General features: G+C 74.5%; 25 protein-coding genes. 18 read left to right on the plus strand and 7 right to left on the minus strand.

Going from position 1 to position 23,426, the window contains the following annotated elements; all coding sequences use genetic code 11:
- Nucleotides 1–3: 3 nt before the first annotated feature.
- Nucleotides 4–1,635 (plus strand): DUF3352 domain-containing protein, encoded by a 1,632-nt coding sequence (locus E8D37_RS14310; RefSeq protein WP_136570426.1) that lies wholly within the window; start codon nucleotides 4–6, stop codon nucleotides 1,633–1,635.
- 21 nt (nucleotides 1,636–1,656) lie between these two features.
- Here the strand turns inward: E8D37_RS14310 and ybaK are convergent, their stop codons facing one another.
- Entirely contained in the window at nucleotides 1,657–2,148 is a 492-nt protein-coding gene (gene ybaK / locus E8D37_RS14315; RefSeq protein ID WP_136570427.1) for a Cys-tRNA(Pro) deacylase, read from the minus strand.
- Nucleotides 2,149–2,238: 90 nt separating this feature from the next.
- Nucleotides 2,239–2,910 carry an LON peptidase substrate-binding domain-containing protein gene (locus E8D37_RS14320; RefSeq protein ID WP_136570428.1) on the minus strand — a complete coding sequence of 224 codons (672 nt, stop codon included), beginning with the start codon at nucleotides 2,908–2,910 and terminating at the stop codon, nucleotides 2,239–2,241.
- A gap of 142 nt (nucleotides 2,911–3,052) precedes the next feature.
- On the opposite strand from E8D37_RS14320, the gene hisD reads away from it, so the two are divergent.
- From hisD to hisF, 7 genes are all read left to right on the plus strand, one after another.
- Complete coding sequence (gene hisD / locus E8D37_RS14325; protein WP_136570429.1) at nucleotides 3,053–4,399, plus strand: histidinol dehydrogenase; 1,347 nt, start codon at nucleotides 3,053–3,055, stop codon at nucleotides 4,397–4,399.
- An 8-nt stretch (nucleotides 4,400–4,407) separates the two neighbouring features.
- On the plus strand, nucleotides 4,408–5,550 hold the full coding sequence (locus E8D37_RS14330) for a histidinol-phosphate transaminase (protein ID WP_136570430.1): 1,143 nt from the start codon (nucleotides 4,408–4,410) through the stop codon (nucleotides 5,548–5,550).
- Nucleotides 5,547–6,155, plus strand: coding sequence for an imidazoleglycerol-phosphate dehydratase HisB (hisB, locus tag E8D37_RS14335; RefSeq protein ID WP_136570431.1), 609 nt, complete (start codon nucleotides 5,547–5,549; stop codon nucleotides 6,153–6,155). Before E8D37_RS14330 ends, hisB begins: the two co-directional genes overlap by 4 nt.
- Before the next feature lie 44 nt (nucleotides 6,156–6,199).
- Nucleotides 6,200–6,838 carry an imidazole glycerol phosphate synthase subunit HisH gene (gene hisH / locus E8D37_RS14340; RefSeq protein ID WP_136570432.1) on the plus strand — a complete coding sequence of 213 codons (639 nt, stop codon included), beginning with the start codon at nucleotides 6,200–6,202 and terminating at the stop codon, nucleotides 6,836–6,838.
- Between the two features lie 24 nt (nucleotides 6,839–6,862).
- On the plus strand, nucleotides 6,863–7,219 hold the full coding sequence (locus E8D37_RS14345) for a hypothetical protein (RefSeq protein ID WP_136570433.1): 357 nt from the start codon (nucleotides 6,863–6,865) through the stop codon (nucleotides 7,217–7,219).
- Nucleotides 7,220–7,296: 77 nt separating this feature from the next.
- Nucleotides 7,297–8,046 carry a bifunctional 1-(5-phosphoribosyl)-5-((5-phosphoribosylamino)methylideneamino)imidazole-4-carboxamide isomerase/phosphoribosylanthranilate isomerase PriA gene (gene priA / locus E8D37_RS14350; protein ID WP_136570434.1) on the plus strand — a complete coding sequence of 250 codons (750 nt, stop codon included), beginning with the start codon at nucleotides 7,297–7,299 and terminating at the stop codon, nucleotides 8,044–8,046.
- A complete protein-coding gene (gene hisF, locus E8D37_RS14355) occupies nucleotides 8,043–8,804 on the plus strand; it encodes an imidazole glycerol phosphate synthase subunit HisF (RefSeq protein ID WP_136570435.1) in 762 nt (253 codons plus the stop codon). Before priA ends, hisF begins: the two co-directional genes overlap by 4 nt.
- Before the next feature lie 13 nt (nucleotides 8,805–8,817).
- On the opposite strand, the gene E8D37_RS14360 is transcribed toward hisF, so the two are convergent.
- Genes E8D37_RS14360 through E8D37_RS14375 form a run of 4 tightly spaced genes read right to left on the minus strand, consistent with a single transcriptional unit; the run spans nucleotide 8,818 to nucleotide 12,840 of the window.
- The gene (locus E8D37_RS14360; RefSeq protein ID WP_136570436.1) at nucleotides 8,818–9,768 is read right to left on the minus strand and encodes a hypothetical protein; all 951 of its coding nucleotides are present in this window, start codon (nucleotides 9,766–9,768) and stop codon (nucleotides 8,818–8,820) included.
- 11 nt (nucleotides 9,769–9,779) lie between these two features.
- The gene (locus E8D37_RS14365; RefSeq protein ID WP_136570437.1) at nucleotides 9,780–10,667 is read right to left on the minus strand and encodes an AAA family ATPase; all 888 of its coding nucleotides are present in this window, start codon (nucleotides 10,665–10,667) and stop codon (nucleotides 9,780–9,782) included.
- Nucleotides 10,667–11,320 carry a TIGR03085 family metal-binding protein gene (locus E8D37_RS14370; RefSeq protein ID WP_136570438.1) on the minus strand — a complete coding sequence of 218 codons (654 nt, stop codon included), beginning with the start codon at nucleotides 11,318–11,320 and terminating at the stop codon, nucleotides 10,667–10,669. Before E8D37_RS14370 ends, E8D37_RS14365 begins: the two co-directional genes overlap by 1 nt.
- A 35-nt stretch (nucleotides 11,321–11,355) precedes the next feature.
- Nucleotides 11,356–12,840, minus strand: coding sequence for an HNH endonuclease signature motif containing protein (locus E8D37_RS14375; RefSeq protein ID WP_136570439.1), 1,485 nt, complete (start codon nucleotides 12,838–12,840; stop codon nucleotides 11,356–11,358).
- Nucleotides 12,841–13,077: 237 nt separating this feature from the next.
- Between E8D37_RS14375 and E8D37_RS14380 the strand changes: the two genes are divergently transcribed.
- From E8D37_RS14380 to E8D37_RS14410, 7 genes are all read left to right on the plus strand, one after another.
- A complete protein-coding gene (locus tag E8D37_RS14380; protein ID WP_136570440.1) occupies nucleotides 13,078–14,127 on the plus strand; it encodes a hypothetical protein in 1,050 nt (349 codons plus the stop codon).
- Between the two features lie 100 nt (nucleotides 14,128–14,227).
- The gene (locus tag E8D37_RS14385; protein WP_136570441.1) at nucleotides 14,228–16,084 is read left to right on the plus strand and encodes an ABC transporter ATP-binding protein; all 1,857 of its coding nucleotides are present in this window, start codon (nucleotides 14,228–14,230) and stop codon (nucleotides 16,082–16,084) included.
- Nucleotides 16,081–17,940 carry an ABC transporter ATP-binding protein gene (locus E8D37_RS14390; RefSeq protein ID WP_136570442.1) on the plus strand — a complete coding sequence of 620 codons (1,860 nt, stop codon included), beginning with the start codon at nucleotides 16,081–16,083 and terminating at the stop codon, nucleotides 17,938–17,940. The genes E8D37_RS14385 and E8D37_RS14390 overlap by 4 nt, the downstream gene beginning before the upstream one ends.
- An 8-nt stretch (nucleotides 17,941–17,948) precedes the next feature.
- Entirely contained in the window at nucleotides 17,949–18,308 is a 360-nt protein-coding gene (gene hisI, locus E8D37_RS14395) for a phosphoribosyl-AMP cyclohydrolase (RefSeq protein ID WP_240770444.1), read from the plus strand.
- Nucleotides 18,301–19,017 carry a Trp biosynthesis-associated membrane protein gene (locus E8D37_RS14400; protein ID WP_136570444.1) on the plus strand — a complete coding sequence of 239 codons (717 nt, stop codon included), beginning with the start codon at nucleotides 18,301–18,303 and terminating at the stop codon, nucleotides 19,015–19,017. The genes hisI and E8D37_RS14400 overlap by 8 nt, the downstream gene beginning before the upstream one ends.
- A gap of 70 nt (nucleotides 19,018–19,087) precedes the next feature.
- Nucleotides 19,088–19,279, plus strand: coding sequence for an HGxxPAAW family protein (locus tag E8D37_RS14405; protein WP_136570445.1), 192 nt, complete (start codon nucleotides 19,088–19,090; stop codon nucleotides 19,277–19,279).
- A gap of 19 nt (nucleotides 19,280–19,298) precedes the next feature.
- Entirely contained in the window at nucleotides 19,299–19,769 is a 471-nt protein-coding gene (locus E8D37_RS14410; protein ID WP_136570446.1) for a DUF2752 domain-containing protein, read from the plus strand.
- Between the two features lie 201 nt (nucleotides 19,770–19,970).
- Here the strand turns inward: E8D37_RS14410 and E8D37_RS14415 are convergent, their stop codons facing one another.
- Nucleotides 19,971–20,306 (minus strand): DUF4190 domain-containing protein, encoded by a 336-nt coding sequence (locus E8D37_RS14415; RefSeq protein ID WP_136570447.1) that lies wholly within the window; start codon nucleotides 20,304–20,306, stop codon nucleotides 19,971–19,973.
- Nucleotides 20,307–20,558: 252 nt separating this feature from the next.
- Between E8D37_RS14415 and trpC the strand changes: the two genes are divergently transcribed.
- Genes trpC through trpA form a run of 3 tightly spaced genes read left to right on the plus strand, consistent with a single transcriptional unit; the run spans nucleotide 20,559 to nucleotide 23,421 of the window.
- Nucleotides 20,559–21,341 (plus strand): indole-3-glycerol phosphate synthase TrpC, encoded by a 783-nt coding sequence (trpC, locus tag E8D37_RS14420; RefSeq protein WP_136570448.1) that lies wholly within the window; start codon nucleotides 20,559–20,561, stop codon nucleotides 21,339–21,341.
- The gene (gene trpB, locus E8D37_RS14425) at nucleotides 21,338–22,618 is read left to right on the plus strand and encodes a tryptophan synthase subunit beta (RefSeq protein WP_136570449.1); all 1,281 of its coding nucleotides are present in this window, start codon (nucleotides 21,338–21,340) and stop codon (nucleotides 22,616–22,618) included. The genes trpC and trpB overlap by 4 nt, the downstream gene beginning before the upstream one ends.
- On the plus strand, nucleotides 22,615–23,421 hold the full coding sequence (gene trpA / locus E8D37_RS14430; protein WP_136570450.1) for a tryptophan synthase subunit alpha: 807 nt from the start codon (nucleotides 22,615–22,617) through the stop codon (nucleotides 23,419–23,421). Before trpB ends, trpA begins: the two co-directional genes overlap by 4 nt.
- Nucleotides 23,422–23,426: the final 5 nt, after the last annotated feature.

Below are 23,426 nucleotides of genomic sequence, written 5' to 3' on the forward strand. Positions count from 1 at the left end.
GGCATGACTGAGCAGCACCCCGACCAGCCCGAGTACCTCGAGCCGAACGCGGGTGGCCCCGTGGAGAAGGGGCCGTCGAGCCGGCGTCGTCGCGGGCTCGCCGTCGGTGGCGCGGTGGCCGCCCTCGTCCTCGTGGGGGGCGGTGCCACCGCAGCGTGGTGGTGGACCTCCGACGGCGGCGACGCCGCCGACGCCCTGCCCGGTGACTCGCTGGTCTTCGTCGGCCTCACGCTGGACCCCAGCGGCGAGCAGAAGGTCGAGGCGCTCTCCACGCTGCAGAAGTTCCCGGCGCTGGCCGAGTCCCTCGGCCTCGACGGCAGCCCCACCGACGTCGACGTGAAGGCGGCCCTCGTGGGGCGCCTGCTGGAGGAGTCCGGCTGCGACGACGTCAGCTACGCCGACGACCTTGAGCCGTGGCTGGGCGACCGGATGGGCGTCTCCGTGCGGGGCGGCTTCACCGCCGACTCCGCGGACGTCGTGGTCGCTGTCGAGGTGACCGACGAGGACGCGGCGGACGACGGCTTCGCCGCCCTCCAGGGCTGCGCCGACGCCCAGACGGGCGGCGACGGCGAGGCCTCGGCCGTCCACGAGGTCCGGGACGGCTGGCTCTACGTCTCCGACACCAGCGAGCACCTCGACGACGCGCTCGCCGCCCTCGACGAGGGGTCGCTGGCCGACTCGACCGACTACGCGGACACGATGGCGCCTGCGGGCGACCCCGGCATCCTGTCCGCCTACGTGTCTCCCGGCATCCAGTCCGCCATCGCCGACTTCCTGGCCGAGCAGGGCCAGACGGTCCCGGACGCCTCCGAGTCGGAGTCCAGCCTGGAGGGCGTGGGTCTCCAGGTCCGGTTCGCCGACTCCTCGCTGGAGGTCCAGGCGGGCCTCCAGCTCTCCGGCGACCTCGTCCACGCGGTCGACGGCCGGTCCACGGGCGGGGACGTGCTCACCGGACTGCCGTCCGACACCGACGCGGCGTTCGCCCTGGGGCTCCCGGACGACTACGTCACCACCCTGGCCACGGCGATGTCCGCGGCCACCGGCCTGAGCGCCGACGAGCTCGACACCGAGCTCCAGTCGTCCTTCGGCCTCGGGCTCGACGACGTGCAGGGGGCGCTCGGTGACCAGCTCGGGCTGGCCCTCGGCCCCGGCCTCGACCTCAACAACGCGCTGGCGTCGACCTCGGCGGACGCCTACCCGCTCGCCCTGCTGCTGGGCGGCTCGGCGGACGACGTCCAGCCGCTCCTGGACGTCCTCAACCCCGTCGTGGGCTACTACCTCGGCTTCTCCACGGGCTCCCAGCAGTACTCGACCGAGCAGCCCGACGACGCCCTGAGCGTCGTCGACCTGCCCTCGGGCGGCTCTGCTGTGGTGACGGGGAACGACTACGGCGACGAGGTCGCGGCCGGCGGTGACCTCGGCTCCGACCCGGTCTTCGCCGCCGCGGTGCCCGACGCCGACTCCGCGAACGGTGCGGTGTTCGTCCGTCTCGCCGGCTCCGACCTCGCCGGCGAGCTGCTGGCCGAGACCGGGCTGGCGGAGTCCGACTACGCGGCGCTCTCGGCGGTCGGCGGATCGGTGTCCTACTCCGACGGGGTCGCCACCGGGCTGCTGCGGATCACCACCACCGACTGAGCGGGGCTCCCGCGAGCGGGGTCAGCGGCCGATCTCGGCCAGGACCGCGCCGGTGACCGCCACGAGGTCGTCGGGGGCCAGACCCAGGTCGAACCCCCGGCGGCCGCCGGAGACGTAGACGCGTTCGTGCAGGATCGCCGTCTCGTCCACGACGGTGCGGTGCGCCTTCTTCTGGCCGACGGGGGAGATGCCGCCGACGACGTAGCCGGTGGCCCGCTCGGCGTCGGCCGGCCTCGCCATCACCGCCTTGCTCCCGCCCAGCGCCCGCGCGAGGGCCTTGAGGTCGAGCTGGCCGGTGACGGGCACGACGCCGACGACGAGCTCGCCGTCGAGGTCGGCGAACAGGGTCTTGAAGACGGTGTCCGGGTCGAGGCCCAGCGCCTGTGCCGCCTCGAGCCCGAAGGACGCCGCGCGCGGGTCGTGCTCGTAGGGGTGGGTGGTGAACTCCACGCCTGCCGCGGTGAGCGCGACGGTGGCGGGGGTCCCGCCCGGGGCCTGCTTCTTCTTCGCCACGGGCGCCAGTATCGCGGGTGGGGTGCAGGCCGGGTCGGGCGGCTGGTCGGGGGACCGGCTAGTTGGGGGACCAGCTAGTTGGGGGACCGGCTAGTTGGGGGACCAGCGGGTGCGCGCCACGTCGGTGGCGGGCAGCGAGGGGATCACGTTGATCGCGCGCAGCTCCTCGCGCAGCAGCCCCACGACGTGGGTCAGACGCTCGGCCGCGGTGTCGGTCTCCAGCAGCTCCTGCCGGTCCGGAAGGGGGAGCGGCGCCCCGGCGGCCATGGCCCAGGACAGCCAGGACGGGTCGCGCGGCAGCGCGCCTTCCCACGGGTCGCCGGCCAGGTCGGCCAGGGCCGCGCGGTAGGCGGTGAACGTGCTGCGGGCCGCCTGGAGCAGGGCGTCGTCCACGTCGCCGTCGCTGTCGGGACGGGCGGAGACCCGGCCGAGCGGGAAGCCGCCGTCGGGGTGCCGCTCCAGGCCGTCGAGCTCGAACCGGTCGACGCCGACGGCCGTGACGGCCAGGGTCCCGTCCGGGCGCTCGCGGCACTGCGTCAGCCGCAGCCGGACGCCGACCCGGAAGAGCGACTGCGCGCCGTGCTCGCCCACTTCGTAGCCCTCGCGGATCGCGACGCTGCCGAACATCCGCTCGGCCGGGTCCTCGAGGTCCATCAGGTGCTCCACCATGGCGCGGTAGCGCTCCTCGAAGACGCGCAGCGGCACCGTCAGCCCCGGGAAGGAGACCGAGTTCAGCGGGAACATCGGCAAGGTGGCGTCCACGTCCACACCGTAGCGAGCGCGGCCCCCACGTCCGGGTGGTGCCCGTGCCGGGCGCGTCGGCGTCCACGTCGGCTTCCGTCCCGGCGTCCACGTGGGGAGCGCGACTGCGCCGGGTCGGCCGCCCCCGCCTAGACTCGGGGCCATGATCAGCCGGACCGACCTGCGTAGTTCTGCCACGGGTCGTGCGCCGGGGGAGCCGTTCGACTACCGGACCGCCCTCCCGCGCGCCGACTTCGACGTCGAGGCCGCGGTTCCGGCGACCCATCGCATCCTCGCGGACGTCCGCGAGCGGGGCATCGAGGCCATCCTCGAGATGAGCGAGAAGTTCGACGGCGTGGCGCTGGACGACGTCCGCGTGCCCGCCGCGGCGATGCAGCTCGCCCTCGACGAGCTGGACCCGGCGCTCCGCGCCGGCCTGGAGGAGTCGATCCGCCGCCTGCGCGCGACCTGTGCGAACGAGCTCGAGACCGACGCCGTGACCGAGCTCGGCCCCGGGGCCGTCGTCACCCACCGCAAGGTGCCGATGGGCCGCGTCGGCCTCTACGTCCCCGGCGGCCTCGCGCCGCTCATCTCCAGCGTGCTGATGAACACCGTGCCGGCCCAGGTGGCCGGCGTCGGCTCCATCGCGCTGGCCAGCCCGCCGCAGAAGGAGTTCGGCGGCCTGCCGCACCCGAGCATCCTCGCCGCCTGCGCCCTGCTGGGCGTCGAGGAGGTCTACGCGGTCGGCGGTGCCCAGGCGATCGGCATGTTCGCCTACGGCGCCGGCCCCTGCGCGCCCGTCGACCTCATCACCGGCCCCGGCAACATCTGGGTCGTCACCGCCAAGCGCCTGGTCAAGGGCTCGGTCGGCATCGACTCGGAGGCCGGGCCCACCGAGATCGCGATCCTGGCCGACGAGACGGCCGACCCGGCGTTCGTCGCCGCCGACCTCATCAGCCAGGCCGAGCACGACCCGCTGGCGGCGTCCGTGCTCGTGACCCCGAGCGAGACCCTGGCCGGCGAGGTCGAGGCCGAGCTGGACAAGCAGGTCAGCGCGACCAAGCACGTCGAGCGCATCCGCACGAGCCTCGCGGGCAAGCAGTCCGCGATCGTGCTGGTCGACGACCTCGAGCAGGGCCTCGCCGTCGTGGACGCCTACGCGGCCGAGCACCTGGAGATCCAGACCGTCGACGCGGACGCGTGGGCCGCCCGGGTCCGCAACGCCGGCGCGATCTTCGTGGGGCCGCACGCCCCGGTGAGCCTCGGCGACTACTGCGCCGGGTCGAACCACGTGCTGCCCACCGCGGGCTGCGCGTGCCACTCCTCGGGCCTCTCGGTGCGCGCCTTCACCAAGTCGGTGCACGTCATCTCCTACGACCGCACCGGCCTGGCCGACGTGGCCGACCACGTGACGACGATGGCGGAGGCGGAGGACCTGCCGGGCCACGCCCAGGCCGTCCGCGTGCGCTTCGCCGCTGACCCCGCCACCGGCGCCGAGAACCAGGGCTGAGGCGCGCCGTGGACTTCCCGCCGATCCGCGAGGAGCTGCGCGGGCTGGAGCCCTACGGGGCGCCCCAGCTCGACGTGCCCGTGCAGCTCAACACCAACGAGAACCCCTACGGCCCCAGCGAGGCGTGCGCGGACGACATCGCCGCGTCCGTGCGCGAGGCCGCGCTGGGCCTGAACCGCTACCCCGACCGCGAGCACGTCGCCCTGCGCGAGGGGCTCGCGGCCTACCTGTCGCGCGACACCGTGGCCGCGGGCTTCACGATCACGGCCGACCAGGTGTGGGCCGCGAACGGCTCCAACGAGGTCATGCTCCAGCTGCTCCAGGCCTTCGGCGGCCCGGGGCGCACGGCCTGCTCGTTCGCTCCCACGTACTCGATGTACCCCGAGTACGCCCGCGACACGATGACCCGCTGGGTCACCGGCCACCGCGCGGAGGACTTCGCGCTGGACGTCGACGCCGCGCGCGAGCTGATCGAGGCCGAGCAGCCGACCGTCGTCCTGCTCCCGAGCCCGAACAACCCCACCGGCACGGCGCTGCCGCCCGAGGCGATCGAGGTGCTCTGCAAGGCCACCGGCGCCTACGGCGGCCTGCTGGTCGTGGACGAGGCGTACGGCGAGTTCCGCCGCGAGGGGACGCCGTCGGCGCTGGAGCTGCTGCCCGCGCACCGCAACCTCGTCGTCTCCCGGACGATGAGCAAGGCGTTCGCGCTGGCCGGCGGACGCCTGGGCTACCTGGCGGCCGACCCGGCGATCCTGGACGCCATCCGCGTCGTCCGGCTGCCCTACCACCTCTCCGCGGTCACCCAGGCCACCGCGCTGGCGGCCCTGCGGCACGCGCCCGAGCTGCTCGGCAAGGTCGACGACCTGCGCCGCGAGCGCGACGACGTCGTGACCTGGCTGCGCGAGCAGGGCCTCGCCGTGGCCGACAGCGACGCCAACTTCGTGCTCTACGGCCGTTTCGCCGACCGGCACGCCCACTGGGAGGCCCTCCTCGAGCACGGCGTGCTCGTGCGCGAGGTCGGCCCGGCGGGCTGGCTGCGCGTGTCGGTGGGCACGCCCGAGGAGATGACCGCCTTCCGCGAGGCGACCGCCGCCGTCCTGGCGACGCCCGCGGGAGCACTGATGGACCCCGCTACGGAGGACAAGGCATGACCCGCACCGCCCGCGTCGAGCGCACCACGAGCGAGTCGAAGGTCGTCGTCGAGGTCAACCTCGACGGCACCGGCAAGCACGAGATCTCCACCGGTGTCGGCTTCTACGACCACATGCTCACCGCGCTCGCCCGGCACTCGCTCATCGACCTCACCGTGATCAGCGAGGGCGACACGTGGATCGACGCCCACCACACCACCGAGGACACCGCCATCTGCCTGGGGCAGGCGCTGCGCGAGGCCCTGGGGGACAAGAAGGGCATCCGCCGCTTCGGCGACGCCACGGTCCCGCTGGACGAGGCCCTCGTGCACGCGACGGTGGACGTCTCCGGCCGTCCCTACTGCGTGCACACCGGCGAGCCGGAGGGCCAGCAGTACGTGCAGCTCGGCGGCTCCGGCGTCTCCTACCTCGGGTCGCTGACCCAGCACGTCTTCGAGTCGATCGCGTTCCACGGCCACTTCTGCCTGCACGTGCGCGTGCTGGCCGGCCGGGAGCCGCACCACATCGTCGAGACCCAGTTCAAGGCCTTCGCCCGGGCACTGCGCGACGCCGTCGCGATCGACCCGCGCGAGACCGGCATCCCGTCGACCAAGGGCGCGCTCTGAGCGCGCAGGCCCCCGTCGGGGCGGGTCAGGACGTCGACCCGGCCGTGCTCGCCACCAAGACCGTCGTCGTCCTCGACTACGGCTCGGGCAACCTGCGCTCGGCCGTGCGGGCCGTGGAGCGGACGGGCGTGCAGGTCGAGCTCACCGGCGACTTCGAGAGGGGCCTGGCCGCCGACGGCCTGCTCGTCCCGGGCGTCGGCGCGTACGCGGCGTGCATGGCGGGCCTGAAGGCGATCAAGGGCGACCGGCTGATCGGTCGGCGGCTCGCCGGCGGCCGTCCGGTGCTCGGCATCTGCGTGGGGATGCAGGTCCTGTTCGCGCGGGGCATCGAGCACGGGGTCGAGACGGACGGCTGCGACGAGTGGCCGGGTGTCGTCGAGCGCCTCCAGGCGCCCGTGGTGCCGCACATGGGCTGGAACACGGTGGAGGCCCCCGAGGGCACGGCGGCGTTCGCCGGCCTGGAGGGGGAGCGGTTCTACTTCGTCCACTCCTACGGCGTGCGGGACTGGACGCTGGAGACCAACGACCGGACCAAGGCACCGCTCGTGACCTGGGCGGAGCACGGCGGCGACCGGTTCGTCGCGGCCGTGGAGAACGGCCCGCTGTGGGCCACCCAGTTCCACCCGGAGAAGTCCGGCGACGCCGGCGCAGCGCTGCTGCGCAACTGGGTCGCGACCCTCTGAGCGCGCACGCCGAGCAGACGACCGATGAGCAGGGAGCGCGCCCGACGCCGGGCCGAGCGTGAGGCCGAGGCGGCCGCGCGGGCGGCCGAGCGGCGGCTGCGCGAGGAGCGGGCGGCCCGACGGGCGCAGTGGCGCGGCCGGCTCCTGGCGCCGTTCCGGGCCGTGACGGACGCCGTCGGGCTCACCGGCGGGCCACGCGGGCGGGTCCAGGGCCGGCTGGCCGAGAAGCGGCGGCGACGGACCGGTGCGGTGCTCGCGGGCGGGTCGGCGGTCGTCGTCCTGGCCGGGGCGATCACGCGGGACTGGGCCGCCGTCGCGCTCACCGGCGTGGTCGTCGTCCTCGCCGCCCCCGTCGCCTACACCCTGTTCTTCCGGCGCTGATCCCTCCGCGCCGAGGGCGCCACCCGCACCCCACCCCCCGACCAGACTGACGAAGACCGAGAGTGAAGAGGACAACGATGAGCGACTACCTGGAGCTGCTGCCGGCGGTGGACATCACCGAGGGCCAGGCCGTCCAGCTCGCGCAGGGCGTGGCGGGCTCGGAGCGCGCCTACGGCGACCCGATCGCCGCCGCGATGCGCTGGCAGGAGGCGGGCGCCGAGTGGCTGCACCTCGTCGACCTCGACGCGGCCTTCGGCCGGGGCTCCAACCGTGAGCTCCAGGCGCAGATCGTCGGCGCGCTCGACATCAAGGTGGAGATGAGCGGCGGCATCCGCGACGACGAGTCGCTCGCCTCCGCGCTGGCCACCGGCTGCACCCGGGTCAACATCGGTACGGCCGCGCTGGAGAACCCCGAGTGGTGCCGGCGGATCATCGCCGAGCACGGCGACCGGATCGCGATCGGCCTCGACGTCCGCGGCCGCACGCTCGCCGCCCGCGGCTGGACGCGTGACGGCGGCGACCTCTACGAGGTGCTCGACCGGCTCGACTCCGAGGGCTGCGCCCGCTACGTCGTCACCGACGTGAACAAGGACGGCATGCTCGCCGGCCCGAACCTCGAGCTGCTCAAGGACGTCTGCTCCGCCACCGACGCGCCCGTCGTGGCCTCCGGGGGCGTCACCACGCTCGACGACATCCGGGCCCTCATGGGGCTCGTCGAGGTCGGCGTCGAGGGCGCCATCGCCGGCACCGCGCTCTACGAGGGGCGGTTCACGCTCGAGGACGCGCTCGCGCTCACCCTGCCCTCCGAAGGTCAGGGCCGGGCATGAGCCTCGCCGTCCGCGTCATCCCGTGCCTGGACGTCAACGGCGGCCGGGTGGTCAAGGGGATCAACTTCCTGGACCTGCGCGACGCCGGTGACCCCGTCGAGCTGGCCCGCTCCTACGACGCCGAGGGCGCCGACGAGCTGACCTTCCTCGACATCTCCGCCTCGCACGAGGGCCGCGCGACGACCATGGAGATGGTCTCCCGCTGCGCCGAGGAGGTCTTCATCCCGCTCACCGTGGGTGGGGGCGTCTCGTCGGTCGAGGACGTCGACCGCCTGCTGCGCGCCGGGGCCGACAAGGTCGCGGTCAACACCGCCGCGATCCGCCGGCCCGAGCTGGTCGCCGAGATCGCCGACCGCTTCGGCAACCAGGTCCTCGTGCTCTCGGTCGACGCCCGCCGCGCGCCCGGCACCGACTCCGGCTTCGAGGTCACCACGCACGGTGGTCGCCAGTCCGCCGGGCTGGACGCCGTGGAGTGGGCGCACCGGGCCTGCGAGCTGGGCGCCGGGGAGATTCTCCTCAACGCGATGGACGCCGACGGCACCCAGGACGGGTTCGACCTGGAGCTGTTGCGGGCCGTGCGGTCCGAGGTGTCGGTGCCCGTCATCGCCTCCGGCGGGGCCGGGGCCCTCGAGCACTTCCCGCCCGCCGTCGAGGCCGGGGCGGACGCGGTGCTGGCGGCCACCGTCTTCCACTTCGGCACCCTGCGGATCGGGGACGTGAAGGACACGCTGCGCGCGGCGTCCTACCCCGTGCGCTGAGCGCCCGCCCTCCTCAGCGGCGGCGCTGGAGGAGGGCCTGGTGCACCGCGACGGGGTCGTGGAACCAGGCCCCGAACGACACGCTGCACAGGCGGGCGCCGAGGGGTGCGAGGGCCCGGACCGCCTCGGCGTCCAGCTCGGCGGCCGCCAGCCGTCCGGCGAGCTCGGAGCCGGCGCTCACCAGCTCCACGTCGTCGTCCCCGGCCGCGAGAGCGTCGAGGTGGGCGAAGGCCTGGGGCAGCGCCTCGGTGAGCATCGCCTTCGTCACCGTGGTCTTCTCGTGCCACCAGGCGCGGCTGGCCGCCGCGGCGGGCAGGAGCTCGCAGCGGGTGCCCGGCGCCTGTCGCGCGAGGTGCTGGGCGAGGTCCCACGAGGTCTCCGCGGTGCCGAACCACCAGGGGGAGACGTGCTCGACGGCGGCGACCCGCCACTCGTAGCCGTGCGGCGAGGCCTGCTCGGCGCCGGCGAGCAGCTGGTGGAAGAGCGTGGCGTCCTGCTCGAGCCCGCGGGCCCGGTGGAACGCGGCGGCCCAGGCGGTGGGGTCGCGCGGGTCGGCGTCCAGCGCGGCGCCGATGACGGTGCCCGCCTCCTCCAGCAGCGAGTGGAAGGCGGCGAACTGGTCGGCGCTGACGTCGGCGGCGCGGGCACCCGAGCGCGCCTCCCACGCCGCGCGGACGGCCAGGACCGCCCGGGCGGTGGGCGCACCGCTGCCCTGCCACGCCGCGAGGGCGCCGGGCCGCTCTGCCTCGAGCCGCGCCGCGTGCTCCACGAGCAGGTGGTGGTGCGTCCAGCGGCCCTGCGCGGCCAGGGCGTCCAGGCGGGCCGCCCACGGGCCGGCGTCGCCCTGGACGTCGCCCTGGACGTCGCCCTGGGCGGCTCCGGAGAGCAGGGCCAGGTCGTCGCTCAGGTGGGTGTCGACCTCGGAGGCGGGGACGACGGGCTTCCTGCGGGAGAACAGCGGCACGGGAGCAGACCCTAGCGGTCCGGTGTCAGGGCCGCCGCGGCACGGACCACGTCGCGGGCCTCCACCGGCCGCAGGTCGACGGCGTCCAGGTCCGCCACCGGCACCCACGCGGGGCGGTAGAGGTTCGTGACGGTGGAGACCTCCGGCCCGGACAGGGTCGGGGCCGTCCGGGCCGACTCCAGGGGCTCGAGTCGCAGGTAGTGGGCCCGCCGGTCGGGGTGCTCCAGGCAGGCGAGCCGATCGCGGACCACGGCCTCGACCCCGGTCTCCTCCCGCAGCTCGCGGGCGGCGGCCTCCGGCACGGACTCGCCGGGCTCCACCCCGCCGCCGGGCAGCACGGCGTAGGACGTGCCGTGCCGGCGGCGCAGGACCACGAGGACGGCCGGCCCGGTCGGGTCGCCCGGGCGCGGGTCGAGGACCACCGCGACGGCGCGCTCGGGCAGCGGGGCGGGGTCGGGGGCCTCGTCCCGCTCGATGAGCAGGCCCTCGTCCGGCGTCGGGGGCTCGAAGAGGCCCGCGAGGTGGTGGACGGCGTCGGCGCGTGGGCCCAGCCGCCCGACGGCGGTGTCGAGGTCGACCTCGAGGTGGTGCAGGACGGGGTCGGCGCCGGCGCGCAGGGCGCGGTCGCGCCACGTGGCGCGACGGGCGCGGCTCCAGCAGTTCCAGTCGAGGACGACGTCGGTGCCGCTGGCCAGCACCTGGAGGGCCGTGTCCCACACGAGCTCCTGGCAGCGCACGGCCGCGACGGGGAAGTCGCGGTGGCCCTGGGCCACGCCGTGCAGCCGCTGCACCCACTCGTCCAGGGTGAAGCGGACGGCGGGCACGTCGCGCTCGAGCCGCCGCGCGAGCGTGGTCTTGCCGGCGCCTGGCAGGCCCGCGAGCAGGTGGACGCGGGGCATCAGAAGCCGAACGCCGAGCGGTCGAGCGAGGCGAGGGCAGCGGGGGAGCCGGTCACCTCCACCTGCGAGGCCGAGCGGCCGCAGCAGAACAGCAGCAGCTCCACGGGGTCGCCGGTGATGGTCACCGGCTCGGGCCCGGGGCGGAGCACGTGCCGCTCGCCGGTGTCGGTGCGGAGCGCGACCAGGCCGGTGCGGGCGGGGCGCGCCAGGACGCGGCGCATGCGCAGCAGCGCCCGCCAGACCTCGTCGCGGTCGTCGGCGTGGAGCGGGCGCGGGGCCGTGGTGCGGTCCCCCGCCAGGCCGGCGCCGCGACGCACGTCCTCGTGGTGGACGACGAGCTCGACGGTGTTGACCAGCGCGTCGAGCGCCGCCACCGGCCGCAGCGGCGCGGGCGGCGTCCGGAAGCGGGCGACGGCGTCGGGCCAGGCCACGCGGTGGACGCGCCGGGTCGCGAGGGCCGTGAGCGGCGCCAGGGGCGGGACGACGATCCCCGCGGCCGCCCACGGTGCCCGCTCGCGCACGAGGAGGTGGTCGAGGAGGTCGCGCGTGGTCCAGCCGGTGCAGAGCGTCGGCACGTCCGGGCCGACCTCGAGCATGAGGTCGCCCAGCGACTCGCGCTCGCGCCGGACGAACGGGGTGCTGCGGGTGCTCATGCTGCGAGCCTAGGAGCGGCACCCTGGGGAGGGAGTCAGGCGACGGCGGCGGTGCCCGCTGACGCGCGGGTGTCGGCCAGCGCCGTGGTGCCGAGCGGGGTGACGAGGTACGCCCGCCCGCGGCGCGTCCACCAGCGCCAGCCCCCGAGGTCGACGGCGCGCTCGTAGGCCCAGCCGAGGTGGGTCTTGGCCCGGTGGTGGGTGCGACACAGCGGCGCGGCGTTGGCCGTCGACGTGCTCCCGCCGTCGCCGTGGGGACGGACGTGGTCGACGTCAGCGCGGCGGGAGGGCCGCCGGCACCACGGGAAGACGCACGTGGGTTCCGCGAGCCGGACCTGCTCCTTGAGGCGGTCCGGGAACTCGTAGGCCTCGGCGTGGCGGGGCAACCGTTGGTCGATCACCGGTCTGATCGTGATCCGGGTGCCTGCGGGGGACTCGGTCACCCACCGGGCGAGCACCTCGAGCGTCGTGAACCCGCCGCCCAGCCGCCCGAGGCTGCCGGGGCCGGCCTCGACCCGCGCGAGCGGCTGCTGGTCGGACGCGGCGGTGCCGTCGGCCGCGGCGCGGACCGCGTCCTCCGAGACGTGGAGGTAGAGCGTGAGGTCGCGGGTGGTCGGCGCAGCGGGGTGGTCGGGGTGCTGGGGGCAGCGACCCTGGAGCTGGCGCCGGGCGATCTCGCCGAGGGCGGCGGCGCGGCGCGCGTCGAGCGAGCCGGTGTGCCCGGACTCGCGCAGCTCGGTGGCGACCTGTGCCAGCGCGGCCTCGAGGTCCGCCGCGTCGGTCACGTCGAGGGTGGCGTCGACGCAGACGACGCCGGTGTGGTCGACCATCCGGTGGCCGAGCGTCGTCTCGGCGAACCGCACGTGCCGGGTGTCGGCGGCGTCGATCGCCTGCTGCTCCGCGGCCTCGGGGTCGAAGCGGACCAGGGCCTCGGTGACCAGGCGCTCCAGCGCGGCCGGGCCGACGCGGTGGGCGACCGCCGCGAGCTGGGCGTCCACGAAGTCCGCGCCGGCGGCCGGGAGGTGCAGGGTCGCCCGGGCGACGAGCCGGGCCTTGAACCAGGGGAGCGCGTGGTCGAGGGCCTCCGCGTCCGCGAGGACGAGCTCGTCCTCGGACCCCAGCACCGTGCCGCGCGTCATCGCTGCCCAGGTGCGGGGCAGCCGGTATCGCAGCTCGACCACCTGGCCCACGAAGGCGCGGCCCGCGTCGGTGGACATCCCGAGGGCCGCGGCCCACTCGACCACCGCTGCCTCGGTCACCAGGGGCGAGCCAGGCCCGCCGAGCTCGAGCGGGCGGTCGCCGTGCAGGAAGGCGGGGGTGTCCGCCGCGTAAGCCACGGCGTTCGCCGGGGCCAGCACGGCCTGCTCCGGGTGCGCCTCGACCCACCCGACCGTCGCCTGGGCCAGCGCCACGTCGGCGAGGTGACGCGCCCTCCTCGCCCCGCGGGCGCGCGCCAGGAGGACGTCGGTGGGGTGCTGTGCCCCCGCCGCTCCCGGGCCTCGCTCCGCGGTGCTGGTCATGGGGGAAGTCTAGGGAACGTGCGTACGAATGACGTGCCTCTATCTGGGTAAAGTGGTGTTCTCTGGGCTGGTGCGAGGTGAGGGTAAGCTTCCCTCGTGCTCACCGGACAGGATTGGTCGCGCGGGGTGTCACACGACCCGGGCCCCTGGGACCTGCCACGTCGGAACTCGTGACTCCTGCGGACGAGCGTGCACGTCTGCCGCCCCGGGAAGTAGGTCGCTGGGAGGATGCCGGTCATGGCAGGTGGTGCGAGCAACGCTGAGGATGACGAGTCCTCCGAGGCAGAGGTGGAGGCATTCCTCGCTCTGCTGGAGGAAGCCCGCGCCCGAGAGACGGCGATCGCCGCCGAACGCCCGACCGCCGAGATCATGGGGATGATCCTTCTTCAGAATGCGAAGGACCTGCACGCCCACTTGAACGTTCGCCGGACCAGTGCGTACGACTCCCTCGGTGACGACAAGAGCGAGGCTGACGAGTACGACTTCCACCCGGCCCCGGGGTCGCCGGCCGATCAGGACCTGCAGTGGGCTGAGTCGCTGGTCGGGTTCGCCGACAATCCGATCAGGATCTCTCTCGACCTGATCCAAAGGCTGGTGGCGGCGACCGTCGAGCACCTGGAAGGGCTTGCGCAGCTCACTGCGGCCACCACTCTGATGAGGGCTCCCGTCTCCCTCGCCCGTTCAGCCATGGAGGCGGCCGCGACCGCCGCTCACCTGGCGGACTCCACGGTCCCTCGTGAGGACAGGCTCCGACGAGCGCTGAACCTGCGGTTAGCCGAGCTGGGCGAGGCGCGGTACGAGCATTCCGGCGGCCTCGATGAGGCCGATTGGTTCGAGAGGGAGATCGACGCGATCTCGACGGGCGTGGCCGGCCTCGGCCTGGCGGTGAAGAACACAGACCGCCGTAGTCGCGGTCTTCCTTCGATCCATCCGAAGGACACGACACAGACCGTGATCCAGGAGATCCTCGAACGAGATCTCGGGTCCTCGGTCTGGCGAAGCATGTCCGCGGTTGCGCACAGCCGCGAGGCATTGATGCTGGTCGTCGTTGACGCACTCAACCCCCGAGGGGGCAACGAGCAGTGGCGCGCCCGCGACCTGGCGCGCAACTGCCTGCCGGCGCTGGTCGTTGTCGACCAGTTGATACCGCGACTCGGCACCTATCTCGGGTGGGACATGACCGACGCGTGGGACGACGCGAAGAAGACCTTGCTGGACGTCTGGCTTCGTGGTTCCGGGGCCCTGGACGAGGAGATCGAGCGAAAGCTGTTCGGCGATCCGGCGTGAGGCCGGCCCACACCTGAGCCCCGGCTGACCGTGACGGAATACGCGGGGACGCCGCGCGGGTTCTTGCTGGTCGGCAGCACGCAGGGACGAACGGGAGCACATGAGCAGCACCACGACCTCACCGGTCGCCGACGCAGAGGACGCCGGGAACGAGGCGGACGACGCGCTGGTCGGCAGCCGAAGCCGGGCCGCGACGACCTGGGACGGGTTCAAGGTCCTCGGGGTCGCGATCCGCCGCGAGCCGTGGGTGTTCACGATCAGCACCGTGGGCAGCGTCCTGTTCGGGGCCCTGACGGTGGCGGACGCGTGGGCCCTCGGTTGGGCCACGGACCACGTCCTCACCCCCGCCTTCACCACGGGGGAGACGGACGCCTCGATGCTCTGGGCGGTGCTGGCGATCTTCCTCGGCATCGCGCTGCTGCGGGCCGTTGGCATCGTGGCGCGCCGCGTGGGCGCGGGCCTCATGCAGTACCGGATGCAGGCGCACACGCGCCGCGCGGTGAGCCGGCAGTACCTGCGCCTGCCCATGGCCTGGCACCAGCGGCACCCGACGGGCGAGCTGCTGAGCAACGTGAACTCCGACGTCGAGGCGGCCTGGAGTCCCATCGCGCCGCTCCCGATGGCGGTCGGCACGATCGCGATGATGGTGATCGCGGTCGCCCAGATGTTCGCCTCGGACGTCGTGCTGGCGGTCGTCGGTCTCGCGGTGTTCCCCGCGGTGGTGGGCTCCAACCTGGTCTTCCAGCGGCTCTCCTCTCCGCTCATGACGCGCGCCCAGCAGCTGCGCGCGGAGCTCTCCGAGATCGCCCACGAGTCCTTCGACGGCGCGATGGTCGTCAAGACGCTGGGCCGCGAGCAGGAGGAGACGGCCCGGTTCGGGGCGGTGGCCCACGAGCTGCGTCGCACCAACGTCCGCGCGGGCCGTATCCGCGCCGCCTTCGACCCCGCCCTGGCGGCACTGCCGAACATCGCCGTGCTCGTCGTCCTGGCGGTGGGCGTCGGTCGGGTGGAGTCCGGCGCGATCGAGGCGGGCGCCGTCGTCACCGTGGCCTACCTGCTCACGGTGGTCGCGTTCCCGATCCGCTCCATCGGCTGGCTGCTGGGCAACTTCCCCGCCTCGGTCGTGGGCTGGGAGCGGGTCTCCCGGGTGTTGGACGCCCAGGGCTCGATGGCCCACGGCGAGACCCGGCTGGAGGCCGCGGGCGGCGCCCACCTCGAGGTGGACGCGCTCGCCTACTCCTACGACGAGTCCGGGACGGCGCTCCTGCGCGAGGTGTCCTTCACCGTCCCGCCGGGCCGCACGATCGCCCTGGTCGGTGCCACCGCCTCGGGCAAGTCCACGCTCACCAGCCTCGTCACGCGCCTCGTCGACCCCCAGGGCGGCAGCATCCGCCTCGACGGCGTCGACCTGCGCGACCTGGCCGAGGGCGAGCTCGCGCGCTCCGTGGCGGTCGTGCCGCAGACCCCGTTCCTCTTCGACGACACGGTGCGCGGCAACGTCACCCTGGGCGCCGAGGTCAGCGACGAGGACGTCTGGGCGGCGCTGCGCGCGGCCCAGGCCGACGGCTTCGTCGCCGCGCTGCCCCAGGGTCTCGACACCCGGCTCGGCGAGCGCGGGACGTCCCTCTCCGGCGGCCAGCGCCAACGCATCTCCCTGGCCCGCGCCCTCGTGCGACGGCCCCGCCTGCTCGTGCTCGACGACGCCACCTCGGCCGTCGACCCCGAGGTGGAGGGGCGCATCCTCGCCGCGCTGCGCCGCGGCCCCGCGGGGGACGAGCAGCCCTCCCTGCTCGTCGTCGCCTACCGCAAGGCCACGATCGGCCTCGCCGACGAGGTCGTGCACCTGGACGCCGGCCGCATCGTCGCCCGCGGCACGCACGCCGACCTGCTGGCGACCAGCCCCGACTACGCACGCCTCGTCAACGCCTACGAGACCGACGAGGAGCAGACCCGATGAGCACCAGCGGCACCGCGCTCGACACCGGCGACCGCCTCGGCGGCCTGGAGACCATCCGTCTGGGCATGCGCCACTCCCCGGAGCTGCGGCGCGGCCTGGGCGTGACCACCCTGCTCGCCGTCCTCGCCTCGGGCGGCGAGGTCGTGGTCCCCATCGCCGTCCAGCAGACCCTTGACCGCGGCCTGGCCGCGGACGGCGGGCCCGACCTCGCCTTCACCGCGCTCATGGGCCTGCTGGCGGCTGCTGCCGTCGTCCTCACCGCCGTGGCCTCCTACCTGATGACCGCCCGGTTGTTCACCGCGGCCGAGCAGGGCCTGGCGACGCTGCGCACGAAGGCGTTCCGGCACGTCCACGACCTGCCCCTGCTCACCCAGAACACCGAGCGGCGCGGCGCGCTGGTGGCGCGGGTGACCAGCGACGTCGACCAGGTGAGCCAGTTCCTCGTCTTCGGCGGACTGCTCTTCGTGGTGAGCGTGGGCCAGATCCTGCTCGCCACCGTCGTGATGGCCGTCTACTCCTGGCAGCTCACGCTCGTGGTGTGGCTGGCCTTCCTGCCGCTCTTCCTCAGCCTGCGGTTCTTCCAGCGCCGGCTCACGGAGGCCTACGGCGTGGTCCGGCGGCAGGTCGGCGCCATGCTCTCGGCGGTCTCCGAGCCGGTGGTGGGCGCGGCGGTCGTCCGCTCCTACGCGGTGGCCGACCGCACGCAGGCGCGCATCGACGAGGCCATCGACCGGCACAAGGCCGCCTCGTTCCGCGCGCAGGGCTACACGGCGTTCTCGTTCTCGCTGGGCGGCGTGTCCGCGGGCCTGGCGAACGCGGGGGTCGTCGTGGTCGGCATCTGGCTCATGCCGGGCGGCTGGCTCGGCACCGACTCCATGACCCTGGGCACCGTGCTGGCGTTCGCGTTCCTCGTGACGCTGTTCGTGGGCCCCGTCCAGATGGGCACCCAGATCCTCACCGACGCCCAGAACGCGCTGGCCGGGTGGCGCCGGGTCATCGGCATCCTCGAGACGCCCGCCGACCTCTCCGATCCCGGCGCGGACGGCGTGCCCCTGCCGTCAGGACCGATCGAGGTCACCTTCGACCACGTCGGCTTCGCCTACCCCGGCGGTGCGCCGGTGCTGCACGACGTCGACCTCACGCTCACCCCCGGCAGCCGCGTGGCGGTGGTGGGGGAGACCGGCTCGGGCAAGTCCACGATCGCGAAGCTGCTCACCCGGCTCATGGACCCGAGCGAGGGCCGCGTCCTGCTGGACGGGGTGGACCTCCGCGCCGTGGCGCAGGCCGACCTGCGGCGCAGCGTCGTGCTGGTGCCCCAGGAGGGCTTCCTGTTCGACGACACCCTCGCCGCGAACGTCCGGTACGGACGCATCGACGCGGACGAGGCCGCCATCCGCGCGAGCGCCGACGCGCTCGGCCTGGGGGACTGGCTCGCCGGCCTGCCCCGCGGACTGGAGACCCGGGTGGGGCAGCGGGGCGAGTCGCTCTCCGCGGGGGAGCGGCAGCTCGTCGCCCTCCTGCGCGCCCACCTCGCCGACCCCGACCTGCTCGTCCTCGACGAGGCGACCAGCGCCGTCGACCCCGCCCTGGAGATGCGGATCGGTCGGGCGCTGGAGCGGCTCATGCGCGAGCGGACGTCGGTGACGATCGCCCACCGGCTCTCCACCGCCGAGGCCGCCGACGAGGTGCTGGTGGTCGACGCCGGCCGCGTCGTCCAGCGCGGCCCGCACGCCGAGCTGGTGGCCCAGGTGGGCTCGGTCTACGCGGGGCTGCACGCGTCCTGGGTCGCCCAGCAGGGGCGCGCGCCCTCCGCGGGGGACGGCCCGATGCGGGCCGGAGCGGCCGGACAGGGATGATGGGTCGCGTGACCGAGCTCGACCCCGCCGTGGCCTCCCGACTCAAGCGCACCGAGGACGGCCTGGTGCCCGCGGTCGTCCAGCAGCACGACACCGGCGAGGTGCTCATGCTGGGCTGGATGGACGACGAGGCGCTGGCCCTCACGCTCAGCACCGGCCGCGCCACCTACTGGTCCCGCTCCCGCCAGGAGTACTGGGTCAAGGGCGAGACCTCCGGCCACCGGCAGTGGGTGCGCGAGGTGCGCCTCGACTGCGACGGCGACACGCTGCTGGTGAAGGTCGACCAGGAGGGCGCGGCCTGCCACACCGGCGACCGCACCTGCTTCGACGCCGACCTCCTCCCGTCGACGGCGCCCGCCCGTGCCTGAGGCCGCGCCCGTGGACGGCAAGGAACGGCGCCGCGGCTCCCGGATGGGCGCCGTGCTCGTCCTCGCGCTCGCCTCGGGCGCCCTGGCGGCCGTGGCCGGCGGCAAGCCCGCTGCCTCGGCGTCGGCGGACGGCACCGGGGGCACTGTCGCCGAGATGACCCTCACGACCGGGGACGCGCTCACGCTGCCCGCCGTCACCTCCACCGCCCTCGTCGCGCTCGCGGCCATCGGGGTCGTCCTGGTGACCCGGGGCCGGGTCCGGCGCGGCGTGGCCGTGCTGGGGCTGCTCGCCTCCCTCGCCTCGGTCGCCGCCGCCGTCCAGGGGTGGTGGGGCGTGCGCTCGACCATCGCCGACACCCTGGCCTCGGTCGGCGCGGACGGCAGCACCTCGCCCACGGCCTGGTACTTCGCGGCCGTCCTGGGCGCGCTGGTCCTCGTCGTCGCGATGGCCGCCACCGTCGTCCTCGTGCCCCGGTGGCCCGAGATGGGCAGCCGGTACGACGCGCCCGCCGGCGCGGCGTCGGCAGCGGCGGCCTCGGCCGCCGCGGCGCGGGTCGGCGCGGACGGCGTCACGAGCACGGACCTGTGGAAGGCGATGGACGCCGGCCTCGACCCGACGGGCGAGGCCGACGAGCCGGATCGCGACACGGCGGACGACACGGCGGACCACCCCGAGCGCGACCCCGAGGCCGCCGACCACCTAGACTGAGCGCCGCCGCGCCCGGGACCACCCCGAGGCCGCACTGCACGTGTCACCACCCACGCGAGGAGCACCGCCCATGTCGAGCCACCACGGCAACACCCCCGCAGCCTGGAGCGCCGTGGTCGTCGGCCTCGTCGGCGTCCTCGTGGGCGCGATCGGCCTCCTGTTCGAGCCGATCAACATGCCGATCTTCTGGGTCGGTGTCGTCATCACCCTCGCGTCGATCGCCGTCTACGGCGTGATGGCCAAGATGGGCTACAACAGCTGACACCCCCGCGGGAGGGCGCGTGACGACTCCTGAGGTCCTCAGGACGCCGGCCCCGCCGGCGTCCTGGACCCTGCGCTCGCCCGCCGGCCGGCTGGTCACGCCGCTGGCCACCATCGCGGCCCTCTCCGCCACCACCGTGGCGCTGCACGTCCGCGACCCGCACGACCAGGGCTCCTGGGGCCTGTGCCCCAGCGCCGCGCTGGGCGTGTGGTGCCCCGGGTGCGGGGGCCTGCGCGCCGTCAACGACCTCACCCGCGGGGACGTCGGCGCCGCCCTGTCGAGCAACGTGCTGGTCGTGGTCCTGCTGCCGGTGGCCGTCGTGCTGCTGCTGATGTGGACCCGGGACCGCTGGCTGGGCCGGCCGAGCCCGCTCGAGCGGGTGCCCGCCCGCCTCCAGCGCCCGCTGGTCGTCGTCACGGTCGCGGTGCTGGCGGCCTTCACCGTCCTGCGGAACCTGCCGTTCGGGCCGGGGGAGTGGCTGGCCCCCTGACGGGTCCGCCCGTCCTTCCCCATCGACGTCGCACGTGACACCGCCCCCGTCCCTCGAGCAGGGACGGGGGCGGTGCTGCGTGGGTTGCTCGTCAGTAGTTCAGGGCGCCCGACACGTTGGCGATGGCGACGATGACCCAGAGGGCCACGCCGACGATGCCGAGGACGAAGCCCCGGCGCGCCTGACGGTTCAGAGCGAGGCTCAGTAGCCGGAGCCGGAGGCAACGCTGACGATGAGGACGAACAGCAGGTAGCAGACGAAGAGCGCGGAGAGGCAGGTGCCGATGATCCCGCAGATCCAGCCCGCGGTGATCAGGCCCGCGTTGGCGTAGACCGCGCCGCCGGCGACCTCCTTGCGCGCCTTCTGCCCCATCACCCAGGCGGGGATGCCGGGCAGGAGGCCAAAGCAGCAGAAGACGAGGCTGAGGATGCCGAGGACGAGGATCGTGGTGCCCTGCGGGTGGTTGGGCGGTGCCCCGTAGGGCTGCCCCGGCTGCTGGCCGTAGGGCGGGTAGGGCGGCGGTGCGTCGTAGCTCATGGACGGTGCTCCGTGGGTGTGCCGGTGTGGTCCCCGACCGCACGCGCCGGCGGCCCGCGTGTGGTGTGCCGCACGCTAGCGGCTCCGGCGCCGCCCCGGAACGGCCGACACGGCCCTGTGACGACCCCGTGATCCGTGTGCCCGGTGGGCGTCCAGCCCGGGGAACCCGTGTCGGTCGGGTCGCGCCCGCGTGACAGACTCGGGGGCGACCGTCCCCGCGAAGAATCCCGAAGAATCCCGAGGTGCACCGCCGTGTCCGTCCTGGACGAGATCGTCGCCGGCGTCCGCGAGGACCTGGCTGTCCGTGAGGCCGCCACGCCGCTCGCCGACCTGCGTGCCGCGCTGGCCGACGTCGACCCTGCCCGCGACCCCATGCCGCACCTGCGCGCGGCCGGCTCCAGCGTCATCGCCGAGGTGAAGCGGAAGAGCCCCAGCAAGGGGCACCTGGCCGACATCCCGGACCCGACCGTGCTCGCCCGCGCCTACGAGGCCGGCGGCGCGGCCGCCATCAGCGTCCTCACCGAGCAGCGCCGCTTCGGCGGGAGCCTGGCGGACCTGCGCGCCGTGCGCGCGGCGGTCGACACCCCGATCCTGCGCAAGGACTTCGTGGTCACCGAGTACCAGGTCGTCGAGGCCCGCGCCGCGGGCGCCGACCTGATCCTCCTCATCGTCGCCGCCCTGCCCGACGACGAGCTGCGACGCCTGCACGACCTCTCCTCCGAGCTCGGTCTCACCGTGCTCGTGGAGGTGCACGACGAGGCGGAGACCGAGCGCGCGGTGGCGCTCGGCGCGCCTCTGGTGGGCGTCAACGCCCGCAATCTCAAGACCCTCGCGGTCGACACGGACACCTTCGGTCGCCTCGCACCGCTCATCCCGGACGACGTCGTCAAGGTGGCGGAGTCCGGGGTGTTCACGCCGGACGACGTGAAGCGACACGTCCTCGAGGGCGCCCGCGCGGTGCTCGTCGGGGAGGCACTGGTCAAGGACGGCGAGCCGACCGCCGCCGTCCGCGCGATGACAGGAGTGGGCGCATGAGCCTGGACACCGACACCTCGCAGCAGACGGCGGGCCGCTGGGACGCCGACGCCCACGGCTGGTTCGGCGGCGAGGGCGCGTGGGGCGGCCGCTTCATGCCCGAGGCGCTCGTGGCGGCCCTCGACGAGCTCACCGCCGCCTGGACCGAGGCGATGGCGGACAAGGCCTTCACCGACGAGTTCGCGGCCGCGCTGCGCGACTACGCCGGGCTGCCCAGCCCGCTGTACCACGCCACCCGGCTCTCGGAGCGGGTCGGCTGCCGTGTCCTGCTCAAGCGGGAGGACCTCGCGCACACCGGCGCCCACAAGATCCGCAACGTCCTCGGCCAGGCGCTGCTCACCAAGCGGATGGGCAAGAAGCGGGTCATCGCGGAGACCGGCGCCGGCCAGCACGGCGTCGCCTCGGCGACGGCCGCGGCCTACTTCGGCCTCGACTGCACCGTGTACATGGGCGCCGTCGACACCCGGCGCCAGGCCCTCAACGTGGCCCGGATGAAGCTCCTCGGCTCCCAGGTGGTGCCCGTCGAGACCGGCAGCGCCACGCTCAAGGACGCCATCAACGAGGCGCTGCGCGACTGGGTCGCGAACGTCGACCACACCGCCTACCTCTTCGGCACCGCGGCCGGGCCCCACCCGTTCCCCAGCATGGTGCGCGACTTCGCGCGGGGGATCGGCGACGAGGCGCGGGCCCAGTGCCTGGCCCAGTACGGCGGCCTGCCGGACGCCGTCGCGGCCTGCGTCGGCGGCGGCTCGAACGCCATCGGCATGTTCGCGGCCTTCCTGGAGGACACCGACGTCGCCCTGTACGGCTTCGAGGCCGGCGGGGACGGCGTGGACACCCCGCGGCACGCCGCGCCCATCCACGCCGGCGACTCCGGCGTCCTGCACGGGGCGCGGACCTACCTCATGCAGGACGAGGACGGGCAGACGATCGAGTCGCACTCGATCTCGGCCGGCCTCGACTACCCGGGCGTCGGCCCGCAGCACGCCTGGCTGGCGGCCAGCGGCCGCGGCACCTACCGACCCGTCACCGACACCGAGGCGATGGACGCGCTCTCCCTGCTCGCCCGCACCGAGGGCATCATCCCGGCCATCGAGTCCGCCCACGCCGTGGCCGGCGCGCTGCGCGTCGCCGAGGAGCTGGCCGCGGAGAAGGGCCCCGAGGCCACGATCCTGGTCAACCTCTCGGGCCGCGGCGACAAGGACATGGGCACGGTCATGGAGTACTTCGGCCTCGGCGACGACGAGACCACCACCGCGAAGGGGCACGAGAAGTGAGCACGGCGAGCGCCTACGAGCGCGCCCGGTCCGAGGGGCGCGCGGCGCTCGTCGGCTACCTCCCGGCCGGCTACCCCGACCACGACGGCGCGGTCGACGCGCTCAAGGTCATGGTGGACGCCGGGTGCGACGTCATCGAGATCGGCCTGCCCTACACCGACCCGGTGATGGACGGCCCGGTCATCCAGGCCGCCGCCCAGGCGGCGCTCGAGGGCGGCACCCGGACCACGGACGTCCTGCGCACGGTCGAGGCCGTCGCCGCGACGGGCGTCCCGACCCTCGTGATGACGTACTGGAACCCCGTCGAGCGCTACGGGGTGGAGAAGTTCGCGGCCTCCCTGGCCGACGCCGGCGGCGCCGGTCTCATCACGCCGGACCTCACCCCGGACTTCGCCCCCGAGTGGATCGCCGCGGCCGACGAGCACGACCTGGACAAGGTCTTCCTCGTCTCCCCGTCCTCCACCGACGAGCGGATCACGATGACCACGGCCGAGTGCCGCGGCTTCGTCTACGCCACCGCGGTCATGGGCGTCACCGGCGCCCGCACCACCACCAGCGGCCTCGCCGGCCCCCTGGTGGAGCGGACCAAGCGGCTCACGGCCCAGCCCGCGCTCCCGGTGGGCGTCGGGCTCGGCGTGAGCAACGGGGCGCAGGCCGCCGACGTCGCGCAGTTCGCGGACGGCGTCATCGTGGGCTCCGCCTTCGTGCGGACGCTGCTGGACCACCGTGACGACCGGGCGGCCGGCCTCGCGGCGCTGCGGACGCTGACCGAGGACCTGGCCCGCGGGGTCCGCGGGGGCTGAGCGCC

Source organism: Nocardioides sp. GY 10127, assembly GCF_004919085.1.
In the GTDB taxonomy this organism is placed as follows: domain Bacteria; phylum Actinomycetota; class Actinomycetes; order Propionibacteriales; family Nocardioidaceae; genus Nocardioides.

Coding starts and splice junctions, on each gene's coding strand:
- E8D37_RS14405 (WP_136570445.1), top strand. CDS start 19,088: ATGTCGAGCCACCACGGCAACACCCCCGCAGCCTGGAGCGCCGTGGTC.
- priA (WP_136570434.1), top strand. CDS start 7,297: ATGAGCGACTACCTGGAGCTGCTGCCGGCGGTGGACATCACCGAGGGC.
- E8D37_RS14310 (WP_136570426.1), top strand. CDS start 4: ATGACTGAGCAGCACCCCGACCAGCCCGAGTACCTCGAGCCGAACGCG.
- E8D37_RS14365 (WP_136570437.1), bottom strand. CDS start 10,667: ATGCCCCGCGTCCACCTGCTCGCGGGCCTGCCAGGCGCCGGCAAGACC.
- hisF (WP_136570435.1), top strand. CDS start 8,043: ATGAGCCTCGCCGTCCGCGTCATCCCGTGCCTGGACGTCAACGGCGGC.
- hisB (WP_136570431.1), top strand. CDS start 5,547: ATGACCCGCACCGCCCGCGTCGAGCGCACCACGAGCGAGTCGAAGGTC.
- E8D37_RS14385 (WP_136570441.1), top strand. CDS start 14,228: ATGAGCAGCACCACGACCTCACCGGTCGCCGACGCAGAGGACGCCGGG.
- E8D37_RS14375 (WP_136570439.1), bottom strand. CDS start 12,840: ATGACCAGCACCGCGGAGCGAGGCCCGGGAGCGGCGGGGGCACAGCAC.
- E8D37_RS14345 (WP_136570433.1), top strand. CDS start 6,863: ATGAGCAGGGAGCGCGCCCGACGCCGGGCCGAGCGTGAGGCCGAGGCG.
- trpB (WP_136570449.1), top strand. CDS start 21,338: ATGAGCCTGGACACCGACACCTCGCAGCAGACGGCGGGCCGCTGGGAC.
- hisD (WP_136570429.1), top strand. CDS start 3,053: ATGATCAGCCGGACCGACCTGCGTAGTTCTGCCACGGGTCGTGCGCCG.
- E8D37_RS14390 (WP_136570442.1), top strand. CDS start 16,081: ATGAGCACCAGCGGCACCGCGCTCGACACCGGCGACCGCCTCGGCGGC.
- E8D37_RS14380 (WP_136570440.1), top strand. CDS start 13,078: ATGGCAGGTGGTGCGAGCAACGCTGAGGATGACGAGTCCTCCGAGGCA.
- E8D37_RS14415 (WP_136570447.1), bottom strand. CDS start 20,306: ATGAGCTACGACGCACCGCCGCCCTACCCGCCCTACGGCCAGCAGCCG.
- E8D37_RS14370 (WP_136570438.1), bottom strand. CDS start 11,320: ATGAGCACCCGCAGCACCCCGTTCGTCCGGCGCGAGCGCGAGTCGCTG.